We start from the raw sequence: 23,202 nt of genomic DNA on the forward strand, positions 1-23,202 counted from the left end.
GTGCCGGACGTGGCGCGGCGCGCCCGTATCCTGGCGGCCATGCCTGAGCCCGAGCCGACCCCGGCCACCTCGCCGGGTCGTCGCTCCCGCTCCCGGCGACGCGGGCGCGGGCGAGGGCGCGGCCAGGGCGGGACGAGCGGTCCGCCCGCGGCACCCGTGCCACCCCCCGTGACCCGCGACCCGGTGCCGCCCGAGCGGCTCGGCTACCCCGAGCAGCTGCCCGTCGTCGCCCGCAAGGACGACATCGCCGCGGCGCTGCGCGAGCACCAGGTGGTCGTCGTCGCCGGGGAGACCGGCTCCGGCAAGACCACCCAGCTGCCGAAGATCGCCCTCGAGATCGGTCGCGGCACCCACGGCCAGATCGGGCACACCCAGCCGCGACGGATCGCCGCCCGCAGCGTCGCCGAGCGGATCGCCCAGGAGATGGGCGTCGAGACCGGCGACCTCGTCGGCTACCAGGTGCGCTTCACCGACCGCAGCAGCACCGCCACCGCGGTGAAGGTGATGACCGACGGGATCCTGCTCAACGAGATGCAGCGGGACCGCGAGCTGCGCCGCTACGACACCCTGATCATCGACGAGGCCCACGAGCGCAGCCTCAACATCGACTTCATCCTCGGCTACCTCAAGCAGCTGCTGCCGCGCCGGCCCGACCTCAAGGTGATCATCACCTCGGCGACGATCGACCCGGAGCGCTTCGCCGCCCACTTCGCCGACGCCGACGGCCGGCCGGCGCCGATCATCGAGGTCTCCGGGCGCACCTACCCGGTCGAGGTCCGCTACCGCCCGCTGAGCCCCGACCCCCGCGACGGGCAGGACGAGGGAGACGACGGCGACGACGGCAGAGGCGCCAGCGGCGAGGACGCCGAGGAGGTCGACCAGACCACCGGCATCTGCCGCGCGGTCGAGGAGCTGTGGACCGAGCCGGAGAGCGGCGGCCCGCGAGACGTGCTCGTCTTCCTCTCCGGGGAGCGCGAGATCCGCGACGCCGCCGACGCCCTCACCGGGATGAACCTGCCGGGCACCGAGGTGCTGCCGCTCTACGCCCGGCTCTCCTCGGCCGAGCAGCACCGGGTCTTCACCAGCCATCCCGGACGCCGGATCGTGCTGGCCACCAACGTCGCCGAGACCTCGCTCACCGTCCCGGGCATCCGCTACGTCATCGACACCGGCACCGCCCGGATCTCCCGCTACAGCCAGCGCACCAAGGTGCAGCGGCTGCCGATCGAGCGGATCTCGCAGGCCTCCGCCGCCCAGCGCGCCGGCCGCTGCGGGCGCCTGGCCGACGGCGTGTGCATCCGCCTCTACAGCGAGCGCGACCACGACAGCCGACCCGAGTTCACCGACCCGGAGATCCTGCGCACCAGCCTGGCCAGCGTCATCCTGCAGATGACCTCGCTCGGCCTCGGCGACGTCTCCCGCTTCCCCTTCGTCGAGCCCCCGGACGCCCGCCAGGTGGCCGACGGGGTCCGCCTGCTCGAGGAGCTGCACGCCCTCGAGGACCGGCGGCTGACCCGCACCGGTCGATCGCTGGCGCGGCTGCCGATCGACCCCCGGCTGGGCCGGATGCTCATCGAGGCGGACCGGCTCGGCTGCACCGCCGAGGTGCTCGTCATCGTCGCCGGCCTGTCCATCCAGGACCCCCGCGAGCGGCCCGCCGAGAAGCAGGCCCAGGCCGACCAGCAGCACGCCCGCTTCCGCCGGCCCGGCTCCGACTTCGCCTCCTGGTGGAGCCTGTGGACCTATCTGCGGGAGCGGCAGGACGAGCTCTCCGGCAGCGCCTTCCGCCGGGCCTGCACCCGCGAGTTCCTGCACTACCTGCGGATCCGCGAGTGGCAGGACCTGCACGCCCAGCTGCGGCGGGCGGCCAAGGAGCAGGGCCTCGACCCCGGCCGCCGGACCAGCGCGACGGGGGCGGAGCCGGACTGGGACACGGTGCACCGGGCGCTGCTGACCGGGCTGCTCAGCCACGTCGGGGTGCGTGACGCCGATCGTCGCGACTACCTTGGCGCCCGCGGCGCCCGCTTCTCCATCCAGCCCGGCTCCGGCCTCTTCCGCAAGCAGCCCGACGTCGTCATGGCCGGCGAGCTCGTCGAGACCACCCGGCTGTGGGCCCGGACCAACGCCGCCATCGACCCCCGCTGGGCCGAGGAGGCCGGCGCCCACCTCGTGCGGCGCAGCTACTCCGAGCCGCGCTGGTCGAAGAAGGCGGCCGCCGCGCAGGCCACCGAGCGGGTCACCCTCTACGGGGTGCCCCTGGTCGCCGGGCGCACCGTCGCCTACGGCCGGATCGACCCGGAGGTCAGCCGGGACCTCTTCATCCGGGAGGCTCTCGTCGGCGGCGACTGGGACACCGACCACGAGGTGCTCGCCCGCAACCGGCGCCTGGTGCGGCGGCTGTCCGAGCTCGAGGAGCGGGCCCGGCGCCGCGACCTGCTCGTCGACGAGGAGGACATCGTCGCCTTCTACGACGCCCGGGTCCCCGCCGAGGTGGTCTCCGGGCGTCACTTCGACAGCTGGTGGAAGACGGCCCGCGTCGAGACCCCCGACCTGCTCACCCTCACCGAGGCCGACCTCACCCGGGACGACGCGACCGCGATCAGCAGCGAGGACTACCCGCGCCGCTGGCGCCAGGGCGACCTCGACCTCGCCGTGACGTACCAGTTCGAGCCCGGGGCCGCCGCCGACGGGGTCTCGGTGCACGTGCCCGTCGGGATCCTCAACCAGGTCGACCCGGCCGGTTTCGACTGGCAGGTGCCCGGCCTGCGCGCCGAGGTGGTCACCGCGATGGTGCGGGCGCTGCCCAAGGCGCTGCGCCGCCACCTCGTGCCGGCGCCGGACCACGCCGCGGCCGCGGTCGCCGAGCTCGCTGGCACCGCCGACGACCTGCCGGCGGGGACCCCGCTGGTGCAGGCCCTGGCGCCCGTGCTGGCCCGGCGCGCCGGGGTGCCGGTGGGCCCGGAGGACATCGACCTGGAGCGGGTGCCGGACCACCTGCGGATCACCTTTGTCGTCGAGGACCACAAGCGCCGGGTGCTCGGCCAGGGCAAGGATCTCGAGGTGCTGCGCGAGCAGCTGGCCGGGCACCTGCAGCAGCGGATGTCCCGGGCCGGCTCCGACCTCGAGCGCAGCGGCCTGACCGGCTGGGACCTCGGCACGCTGCCGGAGACGGTCACCCAGCGCAGCGGACGGCACACCGTCATCGGCTACCCGACCCTCGTCGACGAGGGCGACAGCGTCGCGCTGCGGGTGGTCGCCGACCCCGCCGAGGCCGAGGCGGCCCGACGCACCGGGGTGCGCCGGCTGCTGCTGCTGGGCACCACGCCGCCGTGGAAGCGGGTGCTGGCCCGGCTGACCAACGCCCAGAAGCTGGCGCTCGCGGACAACCCGCACGGCTCGGTGCCGGCGCTGCTGGAGGACTGCCTGGCCGCCGCGGTGGACGACATCGTCGCGGCGCACGTCCCCGGGACCGTCCGTGACGCCGAGAGCTTCGAGACCGCGCTGGCCGCGGTGCGCACCCACGTCGCCCAGCGGGTGCTCACCGTCGTCGGCGAGGTCGAGCCGGTGCTCGCCCGGCACGCCGAGGTGCAGCGGATGCTCACCCGGGTCGACGTGCCCGACCTGCGGATGACCGTCGCCGACGTGCGCGCCCAGGTCGGGGGACTGGTCCGCCCCGGCTTCGTCGCCGACGTCGGCCTGGCCCGGCTGCCGGACCTGCGGCGCTACCTGCGGGCGGTGCTGGTGCGCCTGGAGCGGGCCGCCGAGGACCCCCGCCGGGACGCCCGCCAGCAGGAGGGCATCGACCAGGTGGAGGCCGCCTACGCCGACCTGCTGGACGCGCTGCCGCCGTTGCGCCGCGGCGCCGACGACGTCACCGCCATCGGGTGGATGATCGAGGAGCTGCGGGTCTCGCTCTTCGCCCAGGCCCTGGGCACGCCCGGCCCGGTCTCCGCCAAGCGGGTGCGCACCGCCATCGCCGCCGTGCGGGACGGGTGACCGCAGGGAATGGCCCGGCCCACCCCTTCGTTGACCAGAGCAGATCACGACCCGACCGACAGGAGTGCCTCGTGACCGACCCCCGAGCCTTCCGCGACGACGCCGCGTCCAGCCTCTACCGCTTCGAGGTGGACGCCGATCTCGCCCGGCTGCAGCCCGGGCCGATGATCGTCGCCCTCGACGGCTTCATCGACGCCGGCCACACCCAGCGGCTGCTCGTCGACCACCTGCTGGACAGCGGTGAGCCCGAGGTGGTGGCCTCCTTCGACGTCGACTCCCTCATCGACTACCGCGGCCGCCGCCCGGCGATGGTCTTCGACGCCACCCGGTACAGCCCCTACGACGACCCGTCGCTGCTGCTCTACCGGCTGCACGACCGGGACGGCCAGACCTACTACGTGCTCAGCGGACCCGAGCCGGACTTCCGCTGGGAGGCGGTGATCGCCGCGGTGCAGCAGATCATGGACCGGCTCGGCATCACCCTGGCGGTCACCGCGCACGGCATCCCGATGGCGGTGCCGCACACCCGGCCGATCGGGATGACCGCGCACGCCACGGACGAGCGGCTCATCGACGAGCGCAAGCCGGTCTTCGGCACCGTGCAGGTGCCGGCCGGGCTGCTCTCGCTGCTCGAGCTCCGGCTGGGGGAGTCCGACCGCGACGCCGTCGGCTTCTCCATCCACGTGCCGCACTACCTGGCGCAGTCGCCCTTCCACGACGCGGCCCTGACCGGGCTCAACGCCATCGTCGACGTCACCGGGCTCAGCCTGCCCAACGACGCCCTGGCCGACGCCGCCGGCGAGAACCGGGCCGAGATCGCCCGGGAGGTCGGTGAGAACGCCGAGATCGGCGAGGCCGTCTCCGCCCTGGAGCGCCAGTACGACGTGCACCTGCGCGGTCTGGAGCGGCCCAGCCTGCTCGTCGGGGAGAGCAGCGAGCTGCCCTCGGCCGACGAGCTGGGCGCCGAGTTCGAGGACTTCCTGCGCACCGTCGATGACCCCGAGGCCTGACCGGGTCGGCCGGACGCGGCTCAGTCCACGTCCGACCAGCGCTGCACCACCTGGAGGTCGGCGACGAAGCGGACCGCGTCGTCGCCGACCCACCAGCGGGCCGCGTCCTGCAGCGAGCCCTCCACCACCGTCACCGCGGCCTGCGCGTGCTGCCGCGGGACGTGCACGATGAGCTCGTCGTGCAGGCACAGCACGATCCGGGCGTCCAGCGCGCGCAGGCCGACCCGTGCGGTGACCGCCCACACCTTGAAGAGCTCGGCCGCCGATCCCTGGATGATCGCGTTCCGCGCGAACCGGCCTCGGGCGGCGTCCCGCCAGCGCTCCTGGTCGGCGTCCGCCGCCGCTGACCGGCTGCCGGAGCCGTCCTCGACCTCGCGCGGCGCCTCGCCCGGTCCGAGCTGGGCGCGCAGCACCCGCTCGCCCAGGGAGAGGTCGGTGCGCACGGTCCGACCGCCGAAGGTGCGTACCGGCTCGCCCCGGGCGCCGGTCTCCGCCGCCGCCTGCAGCGCGCGCATCGCCACCGGGTAGGCACGCTCCAGCCCGCGCAGCGCCTCGCCCGCCGAGCCGCTGCGCTGGCCGTACATCGCGGCGAGCACCGCCACCTTCGCCACCGCCCGCTCCACGCCCAGCCGCTCGGCGACCGGGGCGTAGAGGTCGGGCTCGCGGGTGGCCGCGGCCAGGGCGCCGTCGCTGGCGACCGCCGCCAGCACCCGCGGCTCGATCTGGCCGAGGTCGGCCCGCACCAGCACGTGACCGGGCGCGGCCGCCACCGCCGGACGCAGCTCGGCGGGCAGGTTGTGCAGCCCGGCCTGGGCGGTCATCCGGCCGGCCGCCCCGTCGGCCGCGCTCCACGCGCCGCGCAACCGGTCGTCGGCGCCGACGTGCTCGCGCCGCCAGCGCCACCCGTAGGTGGTGGCCACCCGCTCGGCCTTGCGCCAGGCGAGGATCGCCGGCACCACCGGATGGGCCTCGCGGTGCGCCTCGAGCACCCACTTGCGGGTGCTGCTCACCTCCACCCCGGCCAGCGAGAGCAGCCGACGGACCCCGGCCGGGTTGCGCAGATCGATCCGCCCGGCACCGGGCACCGCCGCCAGCACCGGCGCGTCGCGGGCCTGCCGCGCGGACAGCTCGTCCTCCACCGACCGCGGCTCCGGTCCGGCCGCTGCGGTGAGCAGCCGGTCCAGCGCAGGCCGGTCGATCGGCAGCCCGGTGCGCTCCAGCTCGACGCACAGCACCGCGGCCGCCGACTCCGAGCAGGCCGTCAGCAGCGCCCGCCGGCCGCGCTCGGCGACCTGGGCGTGCTGCCACCGAGCGACCTGCAGGCCGGCCCGGGCCAGGGCCGCGCACCTCTCGTCGGTGTCCGCCCAGGCGAGGACGGACGGACGCAGGTGGCCGTCCGGGAGAACCAGCAGGTCCGCGTCCGGCTCCTCGGCGAGCAGGTCGAAGAGATCGCCGCTCGGGGCGACCGGCAGACCGGCCGTGTCGAGGTCGTGCGCCGCGGCCCAGACCCGGCCGGGCTCGGCCGCCGAGCCACCGTGCAGCAGCCGGTGCACCTCGGCGAGGTCCCAGGTGCGATCGAGCGCCGCCGTCGGTGCCGGCCCGTCGAGCAGCGCGGAGACCGAGCGCGCCGTCCACACCACCCAGCGGCCGCCGCGCCCCGCACCGGCGAGATGGCCGGCCACGTCCTCCCGCGCGGCCAGGAGCCCTCCCTCGGCGTCGACGAGCGCGGCCGCACCGTCCCGGCCGAGCACCAGCGCGCCGCCGAAGGTCACCGGCGGCGAGAGGCGCTGGCTCGTCGTCACGCCAGCGGACGCTACCGGGCGACGGTGACAGCGGCGCTGACCTGGTGCGTCACCACCCCCGGGAGGCCGAGCCGCATGGCAGGATGCCAGCGCAGCGGCGCACCGCGCCGCCACCAGACGGTGATGACGAAGGAGATGCTGTGGGTTTCATCAGCTCGATGCTGGGCCGCGACGACGAGCCGACCGGCGAGCCGGAGCCGCGCCGCAGCGCCCTGGAGCAGGCCGACGACCCCGAGCAGCAGAAGGGGCTCAACGGCGCCGCGATCAAGCTGGTCCGACAGCTGCTCGACACCGGCATCGACGGCCGTGGCCCCTTCGACCCCGCAGCCACCGTGGCCGACGCCGCGCTCGCCAAGCACTCCGGCGACGTCGAGAAGGCGGTCGACGAGGTGCTGCGCGACCACCTGCGGCTGGCCGCCGCCAACGGCTTCGTCACCAACCTCGGCGGGTTCGTCACCCTGCCCGTGGCGCTGCCGGCCAACGTGCTCGGCTTCTACGTGCTGGCCACCCGGATGGCCGCCTCGGTGGCCGCGCTGCGCGGCCACGACCTCGCCGACGACCGGATCCGCACCGCGATCCTGCTCAGCCTCGTCGGCGCCGACGCCCAGGAGGTCCTGGCCCGGGCCGGCATGGTCGCCCCGACCGGGCGGATGACGCACCTGGCCACGCAGCGGCTCCCCGGTCCCGCGCTGATGGTGATCAACAAGGGGGTCGGCTTCCGGCTGCTCGCCAGCGCCGGCCGCTCCACCTTCGCCCGCTTCGGGCGGGCCATCCCGGTGGTCGGCGGAGCCGTCGGCGCCGGTCTCGACACCTGGCTGATGAAGCAGCTCGCCGACCACGTCCGCGAGGAGTTCCCCGCGGCCGGGGAGCAGGTCGGGGCCCTCGCCCCGACTGACCGCGAGGCGCCCGGCATCGAGGGGTCCGCCGCCGGCCCGGAGCAGCCGGGGGAACACCCCTGACCTCGGGCACGTTGACCAGGGCGAGAACCTGACGGCGCCCGGGACGCGCCCAGACCTGCAGGAGGACCCATGGCCGCTCGTCGCCGTGCCCGTGCCGCCGCCACCTTCGCCCACGCCGTCGGCGAGGCGTCCGCGCCGGGCTCGCCGAGCCTGTGGCGCCGGCTGCGGGCCGTGCCGCGCCTGGTGCGCGCAGTGCGCTCGGGGGAGTACACCGGGGTGTCCTCGGCCCGGCTGATGCTGCTGCTCGCCGGGGTGGGCTACGTGGTCTCCCCGATCGACGTCGTGCCCGAGGGGCTGCTGCTCGTGCTCGGTCTGGCCGACGACGCCCTCGTCCTCGGCTGGGTCGCGCTGACCCTGGTGCAGGAGACCGAGGCCTTCCTCGCCTGGGAGCAGGCGGTGCCCTCGCACGTCGTGCGCTGAGGCGCCCTCGGTCGCCGAGCTCGCGTCGTGCACAGGCGACAGCGCGCTCCGACGCTCGTCCACAGCGGGACGGCACGCGCTGGCGCCCCGGCCGGGCCTGCTCGACGGTGGCTGCATGACCGCCATCGTTCGCGCCCGTACCCCCGCCGACCTGCTCGTGCTGCTGCCCTACCAGCTCGGCTACCACCCGCTGCGCTCCGTCGTGGTCGTCATGCTGCACGGCCGTCGGCTCGGCCTCGTGCAGCGCCTCGACCTCACCCGCGGCGAGGAGATCAGCCGGGCCGCCGCCGACGTCCTGCTCGACGTCGCCGAGCGGGAGCGGCCGGACTCGGTCGTCGTGGCCGGCTTCGAGGACCACGAGGGGGACTCCGACGACCTGCGCGCCGCGGTCGTGGGCGAGGCCCGACGACGCGGCGTCCGGGTCGCCGAGCACCTCGTCGTCCGCGACGGCCGGTGGTACGCCCCCGACTGCGACGAGGCCTGCTGCCCGACCGGTGGCGAGCCGCTGCCCGCCCCCGACGGGGTCCCGGGGGTGGCCGAGTACGTCCGTCGCGGGATCGCCCCGCTGCCCAGCCGCGACCACGTGCTCGAGAGCCTGGTCCCGATCCAGGAGGCGGAGTCCGCCGCAGCCACCGCCGCGGCCCTGGCCCGACGCCACGACCAGCCGGGCTGGCCGTCGACGGTCAGCACCACCCGGGTCTGGCGGACGATCCTCGACCTCGATCCGGCCGCGAGGCCGGTGACCGCGCTGCCGCCGGAGGCGGTGGCCGTCGCGCTGGCCTCGCTGCGCCAGATCGGCTGGCGGGACGCGCTGCTCGGCGTGCTCTGCCCCGGCGCGGTCCCCACCGAGGCCCTGGAGCAGGACGCGGTGTCTCGCGCCAGGGAGGCAGCCGCCGCCTGCCCGTGGGTCCAGGCCGAGCCGTCGCCGCCGGCGAGCGACCAGCCCGCCGACCGGGGGACGGGCCAGCCCGCCGACCGTGCGGCGGGCGACGACCTCGCCATGGTGCTGCGGCACCGGCTGGCCGACCTGCTCCGGCTGACCCCGGAGGCCGAGAGCGCGCCCCTGCTCACGGTGCTGGCGCACGTCGCCTGGTGGCAGGGAGACGGCACGGTGGCCGGTGCCTGCCTCGACGAGGCCCTCGCCGTGGAGCCGGAGCACCGGCTGGCCGGGCTCATGCTGCGGCTGCTGCAGCACGGGCTGCGACCACCGGGCTGGTCGAGCGGGTCGACCGGTCCCGACGAGGGCGGGTGAGCCTCGCGGGTCGGCCGGGAGCGGCTCGCCCACGCTCGTGCTGCCCGGGCGCACCCGCTACAGTGGCGGGCAGGTCATGAGTTCCAGCGACAAGCCCCGGCTGGCTGGACGGCAACCCTCCTCGCGATGGGGTGCCCCGGGTGATGACCGGGCCGTATCGCAGCGGTACGGCAAGGCGAGCCCGAGGGAGACCTCCCATGAGCATCACCCACCAGCCACCGGCCACCGGCGCCGCCTGCTGGCGTGACGGCGACGACCCCGGCGACCGGCTCTTCGCCCACCTGGGGGAGCTGACGCTGGAGTCCGGGGTGCGGCTGCCCGAGGTGACCCTGGCCTACGAGACCTGGGGCCGGCTCTCGCCCTCCGGCGACAACGCGGTGCTCGTCGAGCACGCCCTCACCGGGGACAGCCACGTCGCCGGCGGCGTCGGTCCTGGCCACCCGACGCCGGGATGGTGGACCGACCTCGTCGGCCCCGGGCTGCCGCTGGACACCGACCGCTGGTTCGTCGTCGCCCCGAACGTCCTCGGCGGGTGCCAGGGCAGCACCGGACCCAGCTCGCCGGCGCCGGACGGCCGACCGTGGGGCAGCCGCTTCCCGCAGGTGACCGTCCGTGACCAGGTCGCCGCCGAGGCCCGCCTCGCCGAGCAGCTCGGCCTGCGACGGTGGCGCGCCGTGCTCGGCGGATCGATGGGCGGGATGCGCTCGCTGGAGTGGGTCACCAGCCACCCCGACCGGGTCCAGGCCGCTCTCGTGCTGGCCAGCACGGGGTACGCCAGCGCCGAGCAGATCGGCTGGTCGCAGGCGCAGATCCTGGCGATCCGCAACGATCCCGACTTCGCCGACGGCGACTACTACGGCACCGGTCGGTCCCCGGAGGCCGGGCTGGCGATCGCCCGCCAGATCGCGCACGTGACCTACCGCAGCGAGCTGGAGCTGCACGAGCGCTTCGGGCGGGACGAGCAGCCCGGGGGAGCGGGGCGGCGGTTCGCCGTGGAGAGCTACCTGGACCACCACGGCGCCAAGCTCGCGGCCCGCTTCGACGCCAACTCCTACATCGCGCTCTCCGAGGCGATGAACTCCCACGACGTCGGCCGCGGGCGCGGCGGGCTGCAGGCCGCGCTGGCCCCCTTCGCCGGCCGTCTGGTCGTCGCGCCGATCGACTCCGACCGGCTCTACCCGCCGCGGCTGTCCGAGGAGATCGTCGCGGCCAGCCCGAGCGCCGAGCTGCGTCCGGTGCGCTCGCTGGTCGGGCACGACGCCTTCCTCACCGAGAGCGACCAGGTGGGTCGGATCATCCGCGACCTCCTGGGGTGAGCGCCTCGCCACGGGCAGGTGCGGACGCGGCTGCCGGGAGCAGCCGCGCAGGCTTGCGCCGGGTGTAGCGTCAGGCCTGCAACGACTGCCGCGGGAGCGAGGAGAGATCAGATGACCGTCGTGGTGGGCTACGTCTCGACCAACGAGGGCCGGGCGGCCCTGGACCGCGCGCTCGAGGAGTGCCGGCTGCGCGGTGACAACCTCGTCGTCATCCACTCCGACCGCGGCGGCCCCTCGCTGTCCCGCGAGTCGGCGCAGAAGAGCGACAGCCAGCTCGAGGAGCTGCGCGGCGAGCTCGCCGGCAGCGGCGTCGAGGTGGACGTGCGCGGCCTCGTCCGCGGCAACGAGCCGGCCGAAGACCTCATCGCGGTGGCCGAGGAGGTCGGCGCCGAGCTGATCGTCATCGGTCTGCGCCGCCGTACCCCGGTGGGCAAGCTCATCCTCGGCTCCAACGCGCAGCGGGTGCTGCTGGACGCGCCGTGCGCCGTCCTGGCGGTCAAGGCGACCGCCTGACCTGCAGCGACGCCCCTGTCACGGGGAGCGGGCATAACGCGTCGCGGTCCGTCGTTTTATAATGGTGTCCGAGCACTTCCGGACATCAGATCCGGGGACCGGGACGCAGGGGTCGGGGAGGCCCGACGCGGCCGGTTCACATCATCCGTGACGAAAGGTTGTCGGTGTCCGCTGCCCCCACGCGTCCGAACCAGGAGCAGGGCGCACTGCCCCGCGAGTTCAGCCATCCGGCCCTGCAGCAGCTGGTCCGGCAGGGCCGGACGACCGGGTCCATCACCGGCGACCAGCTGCAGTCCGCATTCACCGAGGCCGGCGTGACGCCGTCCCGCGGCAAGGCCGTCCTCCGCGCGCTGGACGACCAGGGAATCGAGGTACAGGTGACACCGACCAAGCGTTCCACCACCAAGAAGGCGTCCGCGAAGAAGACGCCCGCCAAGAAGGCGCCGGCCACGAAGAAGGCCGCCAGCTCCGGCACCAGGGCGTCGGCGACGAAGAAGTCTGCGACCGCCCCGGCCGAGGAGGAGACCAGCACCGGCAGCGCCCCGGCGAAGAAGACCGCCAAGGCCGCCACGACGAAGAAGGCGGCCGCCTCGGCCACCGCGAAGAAGGCCACGGCGAAGAAGACCACGGCGAAGAAGGCGGCCGCCAAGAAGGCGGCCGCGAAGGCCACCTCGGGTGCTGCGGAGGCCGGCGCGGACAGCGACGAGGTCACCGAGACCGAGGACGTCGACGGGGAGCCCACCGACGAGGACGTCAGCGCCGAGGCGGAGACGCCCGACACCGACGGTGACGCCGAGGCCAGCACCGACACCGACAGCGAGGACGACTCCGGGGACGGCGAGACCACCGACGCCGGGGCCGAGGTCGCCAAGACCGAAGAGGCCGTCGCGGCCGGAGGTCCGACCCGGGCCGCGCCCGAGGAGGCCGGTGGCTTCACCCTCTCCAACGACGATGACGAGGACGCCCCCGCCCAGCAGGTCGTCACCGCCGGTGCCACCGCGGACCCGGTCAAGGACTACCTCAAGCAGATCGGCAAGGTCGCCCTGCTCAACGCCGAGCAGGAGGTCGAGCTCGCCAAGCGGATCGAGGCCGGCCTCTTCGCCGAGGAGAAGCTCGCCGGCGACGACAAGATCGACATGAAGCTCAAGCGTGAGCTGTGGTGGATCTCCCAGGACGGCAAGAACGCCAAGAACCACCTGCTCGAGGCCAACCTGCGCCTCGTGGTGTCGCTGGCCAAGCGGTACACCGGTCGCGGGATGCTCTTCCTCGACCTCATCCAGGAGGGCAACCTCGGCCTGATCCGCGCGGTCGAGAAGTTCGACTACACCAAGGGCTACAAGTTCTCCACGTACGCCACCTGGTGGATCCGGCAGGCGATCACCCGGGCGATGGCCGACCAGGCCCGCACCATCCGCATCCCGGTGCACATGGTCGAGGTCATCAACAAGCTGGCCCGCGTGCAGCGCCAGATGCTCCAGGACCTGGGCCGCGAGCCCACCCCGGAGGAGCTGGCCAAGGAGCTCGACATGACCCCGGAGAAGGTCGTCGAGGTGCAGAAGTACGGCCGCGAGCCGATCTCCCTGCACACCCCGCTGGGTGAGGACGGCGACTCCGAGTTCGGCGACCTCATCGAGGACTCCGAGGCGGTCGTGCCCTCCGACGCGGTCAGCTTCACGCTGCTGCAGGAGCAGCTGCACTCGGTGCTGGACACCCTCTCCGAGCGCGAGGCCGGCGTCGTCTCGATGCGCTTCGGGCTGACCGACGGCCAGCCGAAGACGCTGGACGAGATCGGCAAGGTCTACGGGGTCACCCGTGAGCGGATCCGGCAGATCGAGTCCAAGACGATGAGCAAGCTGCGCCACCCCAGCCGCAGCCAGGTGCTGCGCGACTACCTCGACTGAGCGGCGTCGCCGACGACGACGGGGGCCGACCAGGAGATCCTGGGTCGGCCCCTTCGTCATGTCCGGTGGGTGGATCGCTCGGTGCGGCGCGGTGGAGGTATCCCGCCGGTGGAGGTATCTCGTCGAGCCGGGGCGCGTGGTATCACCTCCACCCGGCGGAAGGCGCGGAACTCGGGTGCCGCCGGCTATTCCACGGCTACGGTGGCGCCATGCGAGCACTGGCGGCGTGCCTTCCGATCCTGGTCCTGCTCATGTCGGCGTGCAGCGGGGAGCCCGAACCAGCTCCCACCGTGACCTCGACGTCGACCGCCACCACCACGGCGCCCCCCACGACCACGACCCGCACTGCCACGGAGACCGCGACCGAGACGGAGACCGCGACCGCGACCGAGACGGCCACGGTCACCGCGACCGTGACCGCGAGCGCCGCAGCCGAACCCTCGGCACCCACCGGCGAGGGGGAGGTGGTCCTGGACGCGGAGGGCAATCCGTGGGAGATCCCGCAGACCGACGAAGGTCTGGAGGGTTGGTGCAGCGACCAGTCCATCCCCCAAGAGGTCAAGAACATGCCGTGCTTCGGCTCCGCCACTCCACCGACGTACTGACCCACGACCCTTCGCCATGTCCGGTGGGTGGATGATCCAGTCGGCGTGGGTGGAGGTATCTCGTCGCGCTGGGGCGCGTTGGTTCACCTCCACCGGGCTGCTTCACCTCCACCCGTTCACCTCCACCCGAGAAGGGGGAGGGCGGGTCAGCGCCCGGCGAAGGGGAGCCGGTCGGTGAGCCGGCGCCAGCCGTCGCTCCAGGCGCGACGACCCTCGACCGGCCACAGCAGCGCCCGGGCTCGTCGCCCGGTGGTACGGGAGCGCCGGGCCCGCCCGAGGATCGCGTCGACGTCGTCGCCGATATCCGGCAGGACCGCCGGGTCCGGCGCGTAGCGGGCGCGTTCCAGGGTGGTCACGACCCGGTCGACCTGGTCCGTCGCGGCCGGATCGCCCGGCACCCGCCGCTGCACCCACGCCCCGGTCTGACGCGGGGTCGCTCCGTCCGGGGGCGACATGCCCAGATCGCCGAGCCGGACGACCAGCCCCTGCCACTCCTGCTCCACCCGGGCCGCGTCGTCCTCCGGGCGCCGACGCCGCACGAGGATCGCGGTGACCGGCAGCACCGCCAGCGCGAGCACCAGCCCGAGCAGCAGCACCAGCGGCCACCGCCACCACGGCGCCGTGTCGTCGGTCGGGGCTCCGTCGGTCGCCCCGGCCGCGATGTCCTCCTGCGCCGACGGGGCCGCCGAGCTGCTGGCGCTGGTGCTCGTGCTGCTGGTCTCCTCGCTGCTCCCAGAGCTCCCGTCCGCCTCGTCCACCCCCGGCAGCGAGTAGCCCGGCGTGGAGGCGGCGTCGGAGCCGGGGGTCGGCTCGAAGCGCACCCAGCCCACCCCGTCGAACCACAGCTCCGGCCAGGCGTGGGCGTCGGAGGCGCGGACGATCCGCTCGTCCCCTTCGCTCGTGCCCGGCAGGAAGCCGACCCCGACCCGGGCCGGGATCCCGCGGGCGCGCGCCATCAGGGCCATCGTCGTCGCGAACTGCTGGCAGTAGCCGGTCCGGGTGCGCAGGAAGTGCAGCACCGCGTCCTCGCCGTCCTCGGCCGGCTCGAGCTCGAGGTTGTAGGTGTACGCGCTGCTGCGCAGGTGGGCCTGGATCTGCCGGGCGGCCTGCAGTGGCCCGGCGCCCTCGGAGACGACCTGCCCGGTCAGCTCCCGGACCGCCTGCTGCGAGGCCGGGTCGAGGGCCAGCAGGTCCGCCCCGGACCGCGGTCCGGCACCCTCGAGGCTCGGCGGGAAGTCCTCCTCGGTCGGCTCGATCTCCTGGGTGACCGCGGTGTACTCATCGGGCGCCTCGGTGACCGTGACGGTGCCGGCGGCATCCACGGTGTAGCTGGTCCCGCCCAGGTCGAGCACGTCCAGGCCCGCCGGGACCGGCAGCTGGGGCGCGGCGACACCGTTCTCCAGCACGCTCATCTTGCGCTCGCGGCGGGGCACGTCCTGGTCGGCCTCGGGCCGCGGGTCGCCCTCCAGACCGCCGGGCGGCTGCGGGCCGGGCTCGCTCATCCGGACCCGGCCGTCGGCGATCTGGTCGACGACGGCCACCCTCAGCGGCTCGGGCGTCGGGTCGTCGGTGCGGTAGGTGAGCACCGGCTCGGTGCTGGGGGAGCGCAGGCTGCGTCGCAGGTCCAGCTCGGTGGACAGCCGGACGGTCTCGCCCGGACCGCCCCCGACCCCGCCGCGGCCCAGCCCGTCGAGCAGGTAGCGCTGGGGCAGGTGGGGGAGCAGAGCGGGCAGCACCACGGCGGCGGCCAGCGCGAGCACCCCGACCTGCATCGCCTGACGCCCCAGCATGCGGTGCGCGCTGTCGGCGTCCTGGCCGCCGCGCTCCCCGGCGACCACGGTGGTCCAGCGCTCCGTCGAGTCCCGCGCCTGGTAGCCGAGCATCGCCAGCCACAGCAGCGCCGCGGCGACGAACCAGCCCCAGTGCAGGCCGTCGTCGGAGTTGGCCGTGGAGACCAGGAAGAGCGAGAAGAGGGGGAGCCCGGCGATCGCCGGGCTGTCCGCGGTCGCCGCGGCGAGGTCCACGGCCAGGGCCACCAGCACGACGATCCCGCCGAGCATGGCCGCCACGCCCGGGGTCAGCGGGGCCGGCGCCGCGTACTCGGTGATGGTCTGCTGGGCGTCGGTCACCAGATCCCCGACGGCGCCGATCGTCGCCGCGGTGGGCAGGCCGAAGGTGGTGGTCTCCCCGACGTAGGTGTGCAGCAGGTAGCCCCCGGAGGCCAGCGCCTGGCCACCGACGACGAGCACGGCCCGCGAGGTGAGCCAGCGCAGGGCCAGGCCGCTGAGCAGCACGACGAGCACGCCGAGGACGGCGTCCGCCACCCAGGCGTCGTCCTCGAAGAGCGGGCGCACCGGCAGCGTCAGCAGCACCGTGGCCGCCGCGCCCAGCGTGGCCGGCACCGCCTGCAGCATCCTCACGTGGTCACCCCCGACGGGACGACCTGGGCCCAGGCGTCGGCCACCCGCACCCCGGGCCGGACCCGCACGGTGCGCCAGCCGGCGGCGCCGAGCCGGGCCAGGGTGCGCGCGGTCGCCTCGTCGGTCTCGCCGCCACGACCGCGGTAGCCGGCTCGGTCGAGCACCATCGCGACGCACGACCCGCCGCGCCCGCCGAGCTGGTCGCAGGCCTCGTCGGGCAGGGGCCCGAGCACGGCGACGACGAGTCCGCTGCCGCTGGCGTGGAAGTCGCCGACGGCTCCGACCAGACCGGTGGGCAGCGAGCTGCTCACCGGCTGCAGGTCGGCCAGCACGTCGAGGGCGTGGTCGATCGTCTCCATCGGGGCGGCCGCCCCGCTCGGGCCGGTGCTCGTGGCCAGGTGCACCTCGTGCTGCTCGGCGAAGAGCCGGTGGACCACCGAGGCCGTCGCCGAGACGGCCCACTCGAAGGACCCGCCGGACCCGGCGCCGGCGTGCGCGCCGGCCCGGTCGTCGATGACCACCAGGGCCCGGCGGTGACCGGGCTCCTCGTCCTGACGGACCATCATCTCGCCGGTCCGCGCCGTGGAGGGCCAGTGGATCCGGCGCAGGTCGTCCCCGACGCGGTACTCCCGCACCGAGGGATCCTCCTCACCGACCAGCGAGATCCGTCGCGAGAGGGTCGCCTCCCCGCCGGCCCCGGCGCGGCTGCTCGGCCCGCCGACCAGCGGCTCGATCCGTGGCAGGACGGTCAGCTCGGCGGCGCCGGGATGGACCGCCGAGCGCTCGGCGAGGCCGAAGGGGTCGGCCACCCGCACGGTCAGCGGCCCCAGCCGGTGGCGTCCCCGCACGTGCGAGCGCACCCGGTAGGTCAGCCCGGTGGCCTCGTGCGGGCGCAGCCGCGGCAGCACCATCCGGGGCCGGTCGCCGAGGGCGTAGGCCAGCTCCTCCTCGGCCCGGAGCACCGGGGTGCGTCGCTCACCGACGTTGCGCAGCTCGAGGGTCACGTCGGAGGGCTGGTCGACGGGCACGCGCCGCGGCAGCACGCTGCGGGTGATCTGCAGCTCGGGTCGTCGGGTCGCCAGCAGCAGCGCCGCCAGCGGCAGCACCACCAGCAGGGCGCCGACCGAGGTGAGGCTGCGCAGGCCGACCGTCATGCCGCCGCCGGCGACCACCAGCCCGGCGAGGACGAAGAGACGTCCGCGTGCGGTGAGCGTGCCCATGTCGTCAGCGTGCCCGTCTCGCCTGTGCGCCGCGGCCTCAGCGTGCCGTGCGCGGCGTCGCCGCCCCGGGCACCCGGGTGCGCTGCAGGATCTCCGAGACCAGCGTGCTCGGGGACTGCCGCGCCATCTGCGCCTCGGAGGTCAGCAGCAGACGGTGCGCCAGCACCGTCCCGGCGACCGCCTGGACGTCGTCGGGGAGCACGTGGTCGCGCCGGTTCAGCGCGGCCCGGGCGCGGGAGGCGCGCAGCAGGTGCAGCGTCGCCCGGGGCGAGGCGCCCAGCCGGATCTGCGGGTGCCGTCGGGTGGCGGTGGCGAGGTCGACGACGTACTGGCGGACCGCCTCGGCGGCGTGCACCCGGCGCACCGCCGCGATCACCCGGGCCATCCGGGCCGCGTCGGTGACCGGCTGCAGGTCCTCCAGCGGCGAGCTCGCGCCGTGCTGGTCGAGCATGGCCACCTCGCTGGCCGGCTCCGGGTAGCCGACGCTCACCCGAGCCATGAAGCGGTCGCGCTGCGCCTCCGGCAGCGGGTAGGTGCCCTCCATCTCCACCGGGTTCTGGGTGGCCATGATGATGAAGGGGTCCGGCAGCGGGTAGGTCTGCCCGTCGACGGTGACCTGCCGCTCCTCCATGGACTCCAGCAGCGCCGACTGCGCCTTCGGCGAGGCCCGGTTGATCTCGTCGCCGACGACGACGTTGGCGAAGATCGCCCCCGGGCGGAACTCGAACCGGCGCTGGTCCTGGTTGAAGATGCTCACGCCGGTGATGTCGCTGGGCAGCAGGTCCGGGGTGAACTGGATCCGGTGCACCGAGGCGTCGATGCTGCGGGCCAGCGCCTTGGCCAGCATCGTCTTGCCCACCCCGGGGACGTCCTCGATGAGCAGGTGCCCCTCGGCGAGCAGCACGATGATGCTGGTCCGCACCACCTCCGGCTTGCCCTGGAGGACCCCGTTCATCGCCGCCGCCAGCTGCCCGCCGGTGCGCACCACCTGCTCCAGGTCGTCCTCGACCTGACCGGCGGCCGGGGCCGTCCGGGTCGTCGCGTCCTGAGTCACGGTCTGCCGACCTCCTGATCGCCGGTGGCGGTCTCGCACCGTGCCACTTCGCTCCACGTCACTGCGCGCCAGCCTACGTGCTGGGCGCGCGCCGCCGCCGGGCTCGTCGTCGGTGCGCCCGTCCGGACGTCACCGCCGTCCTGCGGGAGTCATGGGCGCAGATCCTCCCCACTTCGCTCCACCCTTGATATGTCAGGGAAAAAGTAGGTATCTGACCGAGGAATCATGCGGCTAGAGGGTGCTTGAGCGAGCAAGGTGGAGTAAAGTGGGGGATGTAGGGAACGGGCGGAGCGCCGAGGGTCGAGCCGAAGGGGAGGTGGTGCCGCGATGTTCCTGGGCACCCACACCCCCCGGCTGGACGACAAGGGCCGGCTCTTCCTCCCCGCGAAGTTCCGGGAGAAGCTCGCCGGCGGGCTGGTGATGACCCGTGGGCAGGAGCGCTGCCTCTACGTCTTCCCGATGGACGAGTTCGTCCGGATCACCGAGCGCTTCCAGGAGGCCCCCACCTCCTCCAAGGCGGCCCGCGACTACATGCGCGTCTTCCTCAGCGGCGCCAGCGACGAGATCCCGGACAAGCAGGGGCGGGTCACCGTCCCGGCCACGCTGCGCCAGTACGCCGGTCTGGACCGCGACTGCACGGTCATCGGCGCCGGCAGCCGGGTCGAGGTGTGGGACTCCACCGCCTGGGCCGGCTACCTGGACAGCACCGAGCAGGCCTTCTCCGACCAGACGGAGGAGGTGATCCCGGGACTGATGTGACCCGGCAGCTGCCGCCCGGCCTCCAGCCGAGACGGCACCGACGCGACTTCCCCCGCGCCGGAACGTCCCGGATGGGGACCAGGTGGCAGCAGCCGGACCGCGCCAGCACGGGATCGAGCGACGATGATGACCACGCACCAGCCGCCCGCCGACGAGACCACCGGCCGGCACCTGCCGGTGATGCCGGCCGAGGTGGCCGAGCACCTCGCCCCGGCGCTGACCGCCGACGGGGCGGTGCACGTCGACGGCACCCTCGGCCTCGGCGGGCACGCCGAGGCGGTGCTCTCCGCGCACCCCGGCGTCCGCCTCGTCGGCATCGACCGCGACCCCCAGGCGCTCGCCCTGGCCGAGCAGCGGCTCGCCCCCTTCGCCGACCGGGTGGACCTGGTGCACGCGGTCAACGACGAGCTCGGCGAGGTGCTCGACGACCTGGGCCTGGCCACGGTCGACTCGATCTTCTTCGACCTCGGGGTCAGCTCGCTGCAGCTCGACGAGAGCGAGCGCGGCTTCGCCTACGCCCAGGACGCCCCCCTGGACATGCGGATGGACCCCACCGTCGGGATCACCGCGGCCGAGGTGCTCAACACCTACCCGCAGGACCGGCTGGCCCGGGTGCTCGCCGAGCTGGGCGAGGAGCGCTTCGCCCGGCGGATCGCCGCCGCGGTGGTGCGCGAGCGCGAGCGGGCCCCCTTCGAGCGCTCGGCCCGGCTCGTCGAGCTGCTCCGCGAGAGCATCCCGGCCGCCTCCCAGCGGGCCGGCGGGCACCCCGGCAAGCGGACCTTCCAGGCGCTGCGGATCGAGGTCAACGCCGAGCTGGTCACCTGGCAGCGCGCGCTGCCGGTCGCCCTGCAGCGGCTCGCCGTCGGCGGCCGGATCGCGGTGCTGTCCTTCCACTCGCTCGAGGACCGGATCACCAAGCGGGCGCTGACCGCGGCGGCCCGCAGCAGCGCCCCGGTGGACCTGCCGGTCGAGCTGCCCGAGCACGCCCCCGAGCTGCGTCTGCTCACCCGCGGGGCGCAGACCCCGACCGCGGCCGAGCTGGCCGAGAACCCCCGATCTGCCTCGGTGCGCCTGCGCGCGGCCGAGCGCATCCGTCCGCCCCGCCGACCGGAAGGCACCGCCCGATGAGCCAGATGATGACCAGCCTGCTGGCCCGCGACCCCGAGCGGGGGAGCCGACCCGCCGACCGTCGTCGCCTCGCGGTGGTCTCGCCGCAGGACACCTCCGGGTCGGTCCGCTTCCCGGTGCTCTGCCTCAGCCTGCTGCTGGCCGGTCTCGGCGCGGTCCTCGGGCTGAACACCGCGATGGCCCAGGACTCCTTCGAGGTGCAGCGGCTCGAGGGGCGCTCCGCCGCGCTCAGCGACACCCAGGAGTCGCTGACCCACGACATCGACGAGCGCTCCGCCCCGCAGGCGCTCGCCGACCGGGCCGACGAGCTCGGCATGGTGCCCGCCGACAGCGCCGCCTTCGTCGACCTGGAGAAGGGCGCCGTGCTCGGCGTGGCGGAGCCGGCCACCCGACCCGAGGGTCTTACCGTGGACGCGGCGACGGACGCGACCGCCTCCGAGGGCGCCAGCAGCGAGAAGGAGAGCGGCTCGGGCTCGTCGTCGGCCTCGTCCGAGAAGGGCGAGGAGAGCGAGAAGGAGTCGGCCTCGGCCAGCTCGACGCAGGAGGAGTCGTCCTCGTCCGCGCAGGAGTCCGCGGACGAGAGCAGCGACTGAGCAGACCCGCCGGCGCGACCGGCACGGACGAGGTGAAGGAGAGCCCGTTGACCCAGCGTCGACCCGCTCGCGGGCGAACGACCCCGCAGGGCGCGACGCGCGGATCCGCGGCCCGGCCCTCGTCCTCGGGGACGCCGGCACGGGCGACGTCTGCCCAGCCGAAGCGCCCGCAGCGCAAGCCCGCGAGACCGCAGCCCGGGCAGGCCAGGAAGCCCGCCGCCAAGCCCTCCGCGAACCGGGCCGCCTCGGTGCCGGCGAAGGGCACCCGGCCGGCCGGCCACTCCGGTCCCGCCCGCAGAGGCCCGGCCCGCTCCGGTCCCGGGAGCACGCCCCCGCGTCGGCCACGGCGAGGATCGGGCGGTCCCGGCGGTCCGGGCGGACGCGGCCCGCGCCGCCCCGGCGGCTCCGGGCGTCCCGCCCCCCGCCCGGGCAACCCGCGCACCCGGATGCTCGCCCTCACCATGGGCATGCTCATGGTGCTCAGCCTCTTCGCCGCCCAGCTGCTGCGGATCCAGGGCTTCGACAGCGACGCCGTGGCCGCCGAGGCGCTGGCCGCGCGCAGCCAGACCGAGGCCATCCCGGCCACCCGCGGCACGATCTACGACGCCGAGGGCACCGTGCTGGCGACCAGCCGCGAGCGCCGCACCGTCGTCATCGACCAGACCGCCGTCCCCTCGTACGAGAAGCGGGTCTCCGGCCAGACCACCACGGTCGGCGTCGAGGGGGCCGCGCAGGACCTGGCGCCGCTGCTGGGCACCACCGCGGACGAGCTCGCCCCGCAGCTCACCGGCGACCGGCGCTACCGGGTGATCGCCAAGAACGTCTCGCCACAGACCTGGCGGACCATCAACGACCTCGGTATCCCGGGCGTCTACTCCGAGCCGACCACCCAGCGCAGCTACCCGCAGTCGACCACCGTGGCCTCCCTCGTCGGCTTCGTCCAGGAGGACCAGTCGGCCGGCGGCGGGCTGGAGCTCATGCTCGACGACGAGCTGGCCGGCGACGCCGGCACGGCCACCTACGAGATCGCCCAGGACGGCTCGCGGCTGCCCAACGCCGACACCGAGATCAGCTCGGCCACCGACGGCACCGACGTGCGGCTGACCATCGACAACGACGTGCAGTGGTACGCCCAGAACGCGCTCGCCGCCAAGGTCAAGGAGACCAAGGCCGAGTCCGGGACGGTCGTGGTGCAGGAGGCCGACACCGGCCAGCTCGTCGCCCTGGCCAGCTACCCGACCTTCGACCCCAACGACATCGGCGACCAGGACAACGTCTTCGCCAACCTCGCCTTCAGCGACGTCTTCGAGCCGGGGTCCACCGCCAAGGTGATGACCGTGGCCGCCGCCCTGGAGGAGGACGCGGTCGAGCCGGACACCCCGATGGTCATCCCGGACAGCCTCACCCGCTACGACCGGACGATCACCGACTCGCACCCGCACCCCACCCAGTACCGCACGGTCTCCGGGGCGCTGGCCGAGTCCAGCAACACCGGGATGATGCTGATCAGCGAGCGGATGGAGCCGCAGACCCTCGAGGAGTACTTCCGCGCCTTCGGCCTGGGCAGCAAGACCGGCATCGGCTTCCCCGGCGAGTCCTCCGGGCTGCTCGCCCCGGCCGAGGACTGGGACCCGGTCCAGGCCTACACGGTCACCTACGGGCAGGGCGTGAGCACCACCGCGGTGCAGACCGCCAGCGTCTTCCAGACGATCGCCAACGGCGGCACCCGGCTCAGCCCGAGCCTGGTCGAGGAGACCAAGGCCGCCGACGCGGGGGAGGACGGCTGGGAGGCCTCCGCGGAGCCGGAGAGCTCCCGGGTGATCTCCGAGACCACCGCGGAGCAGATCAGCCTCATGCTCGAAGGGGTCGTCAGCGAGGACGGCACGGCGCCGCAGGCCCGCATCCCCGGCTACCGCGTCGCCGGCAAGACCGGTACCGCCGACCGGCCCGACCCGGACGGCAACGGCTACAAGGGCAAGACCGCCAGCTTCATCGGCTTCGCGCCCGCCGACGACCCCGAGCTGGTCGTCTCGGTGATCCTGCAGGACCCGACCAACGGCTACTACGGCGGCACCGTGGCGGCTCCGGTCTTCAAGGACGTCATGACCTACGCCCTGCAGGACCAGCAGGTCCCGCCCACGGCCAGCGGGGAGAAGAGCCCGAAGGTCGAGATCGAGATCGACGAGCCCGCCGACGACGCGCCCGGTGTCATCAGGGACCAGGGCCTGCCCGAGGGCCGGTAGGCTGCCCGCTC

The 23,202-nt window shown here is 74.5% G+C and carries 17 protein-coding genes and 1 riboswitch; of the genes, 13 read left to right on the forward strand and 4 right to left on the reverse strand.

Annotated features, from left to right (window positions below; translation table 11 throughout):
* Positions 1-39 precede the first annotated feature (39 nt).
* On the forward strand, positions 40-3,996 hold the full coding sequence (hrpA, locus tag BJY28_RS10965; RefSeq protein ID WP_179463049.1) for an ATP-dependent RNA helicase HrpA: 3,957 nt from the start codon (positions 40-42) through the stop codon (positions 3,994-3,996).
* 71 nt (positions 3,997-4,067) lie between these two features.
* On the forward strand, positions 4,068-5,006 hold the full coding sequence (locus tag BJY28_RS10970; protein ID WP_343037069.1) for a PAC2 family protein: 939 nt from the start codon (positions 4,068-4,070) through the stop codon (positions 5,004-5,006).
* Between the two features lie 20 nt (positions 5,007-5,026).
* Here the strand turns inward: BJY28_RS10970 and BJY28_RS10975 are convergent, their stop codons facing one another.
* The gene (locus BJY28_RS10975; protein WP_343037070.1) at positions 5,027-6,808 is read right to left on the reverse strand and encodes a DNA polymerase; all 1,782 of its coding nucleotides are present in this window, start codon (positions 6,806-6,808) and stop codon (positions 5,027-5,029) included.
* A gap of 140 nt (positions 6,809-6,948) precedes the next feature.
* Between BJY28_RS10975 and BJY28_RS10980 the strand changes: the two genes are divergently transcribed.
* The 7 genes from BJY28_RS10980 to BJY28_RS11010 all read left to right on the forward strand — a co-directional run bounded on the left by BJY28_RS10980 (position 6,949) and on the right by BJY28_RS11010 (position 13,774).
* Entirely contained in the window at positions 6,949-7,767 is an 819-nt protein-coding gene (locus BJY28_RS10980; RefSeq protein ID WP_343037071.1) for an EcsC family protein, read from the forward strand.
* A gap of 69 nt (positions 7,768-7,836) precedes the next feature.
* The gene (locus BJY28_RS10985) at positions 7,837-8,187 is read left to right on the forward strand and encodes a YkvA family protein (protein WP_179463050.1); all 351 of its coding nucleotides are present in this window, start codon (positions 7,837-7,839) and stop codon (positions 8,185-8,187) included.
* Positions 8,188-8,302: 115 nt separating this feature from the next.
* Positions 8,303-9,439 (forward strand): DUF4192 domain-containing protein, encoded by a 1,137-nt coding sequence (locus tag BJY28_RS10990; protein WP_179463051.1) that lies wholly within the window; start codon positions 8,303-8,305, stop codon positions 9,437-9,439.
* Positions 9,440-9,511: 72 nt separating this feature from the next.
* A riboswitch (SAM riboswitch) is annotated at positions 9,512-9,621 on the forward strand.
* A 15-nt stretch (positions 9,622-9,636) separates the two neighbouring features.
* On the forward strand, positions 9,637-10,755 hold the full coding sequence (gene metX, locus BJY28_RS10995; RefSeq protein WP_179463052.1) for a homoserine O-acetyltransferase MetX: 1,119 nt from the start codon (positions 9,637-9,639) through the stop codon (positions 10,753-10,755).
* Positions 10,756-10,866: 111 nt separating this feature from the next.
* On the forward strand, positions 10,867-11,268 hold the full coding sequence (locus BJY28_RS11000) for a universal stress protein (RefSeq protein WP_179463053.1): 402 nt from the start codon (positions 10,867-10,869) through the stop codon (positions 11,266-11,268).
* Positions 11,269-11,432: 164 nt separating this feature from the next.
* Positions 11,433-13,169, forward strand: coding sequence for an RNA polymerase sigma factor (locus BJY28_RS11005; RefSeq protein ID WP_179463054.1), 1,737 nt, complete (start codon positions 11,433-11,435; stop codon positions 13,167-13,169).
* A gap of 290 nt (positions 13,170-13,459) precedes the next feature.
* Positions 13,460-13,774 carry a hypothetical protein gene (locus tag BJY28_RS11010; RefSeq protein WP_179463055.1) on the forward strand — a complete coding sequence of 105 codons (315 nt, stop codon included), beginning with the start codon at positions 13,460-13,462 and terminating at the stop codon, positions 13,772-13,774.
* A 146-nt stretch (positions 13,775-13,920) separates the two neighbouring features.
* On the opposite strand, the gene BJY28_RS11015 is transcribed toward BJY28_RS11010, so the two are convergent.
* From BJY28_RS11015 to BJY28_RS11025, 3 genes are read right to left on the reverse strand one after another with little or no spacing between them, the layout of a single operon-like run.
* A complete protein-coding gene (locus BJY28_RS11015; protein WP_246313780.1) occupies positions 13,921-16,188 on the reverse strand; it encodes a transglutaminaseTgpA domain-containing protein in 2,268 nt (755 codons plus the stop codon).
* 2 nt (positions 16,189-16,190) lie between these two features.
* Positions 16,191-17,414 carry a DUF58 domain-containing protein gene (locus tag BJY28_RS11020; protein WP_179463057.1) on the reverse strand — a complete coding sequence of 408 codons (1,224 nt, stop codon included), beginning with the start codon at positions 17,412-17,414 and terminating at the stop codon, positions 16,191-16,193.
* Between the two features lie 37 nt (positions 17,415-17,451).
* A complete protein-coding gene (locus tag BJY28_RS11025; RefSeq protein WP_343037072.1) occupies positions 17,452-18,468 on the reverse strand; it encodes an AAA family ATPase in 1,017 nt (338 codons plus the stop codon).
* A gap of 327 nt (positions 18,469-18,795) precedes the next feature.
* On the opposite strand from BJY28_RS11025, the gene mraZ reads away from it, so the two are divergent.
* From mraZ to BJY28_RS11045, 4 genes are all read left to right on the forward strand, one after another.
* The gene (mraZ, locus tag BJY28_RS11030; protein ID WP_179463058.1) at positions 18,796-19,227 is read left to right on the forward strand and encodes a division/cell wall cluster transcriptional repressor MraZ; all 432 of its coding nucleotides are present in this window, start codon (positions 18,796-18,798) and stop codon (positions 19,225-19,227) included.
* A 123-nt stretch (positions 19,228-19,350) separates the two neighbouring features.
* Positions 19,351-20,355 carry a 16S rRNA (cytosine(1402)-N(4))-methyltransferase RsmH gene (rsmH, locus tag BJY28_RS11035; RefSeq protein WP_179463059.1) on the forward strand — a complete coding sequence of 335 codons (1,005 nt, stop codon included), beginning with the start codon at positions 19,351-19,353 and terminating at the stop codon, positions 20,353-20,355.
* Positions 20,352-20,948, forward strand: a complete 597-nt coding sequence (ftsL, locus tag BJY28_RS11040; RefSeq protein ID WP_179463060.1) for a cell division protein FtsL — start codon at positions 20,352-20,354, stop codon at positions 20,946-20,948. The genes rsmH and ftsL overlap by 4 nt, the downstream gene beginning before the upstream one ends.
* A gap of 446 nt (positions 20,949-21,394) precedes the next feature.
* Positions 21,395-23,191 carry a peptidoglycan D,D-transpeptidase FtsI family protein gene (locus tag BJY28_RS11045; RefSeq protein WP_179463061.1) on the forward strand — a complete coding sequence of 599 codons (1,797 nt, stop codon included), beginning with the start codon at positions 21,395-21,397 and terminating at the stop codon, positions 23,189-23,191.
* The last annotated feature ends 11 nt before the right edge of the window (positions 23,192-23,202 follow it).

It is taken from the genome of Janibacter alkaliphilus (genome assembly GCF_013408565.1).
Classification (GTDB): domain Bacteria; phylum Actinomycetota; class Actinomycetes; order Actinomycetales; family Dermatophilaceae; genus Janibacter; species Janibacter alkaliphilus.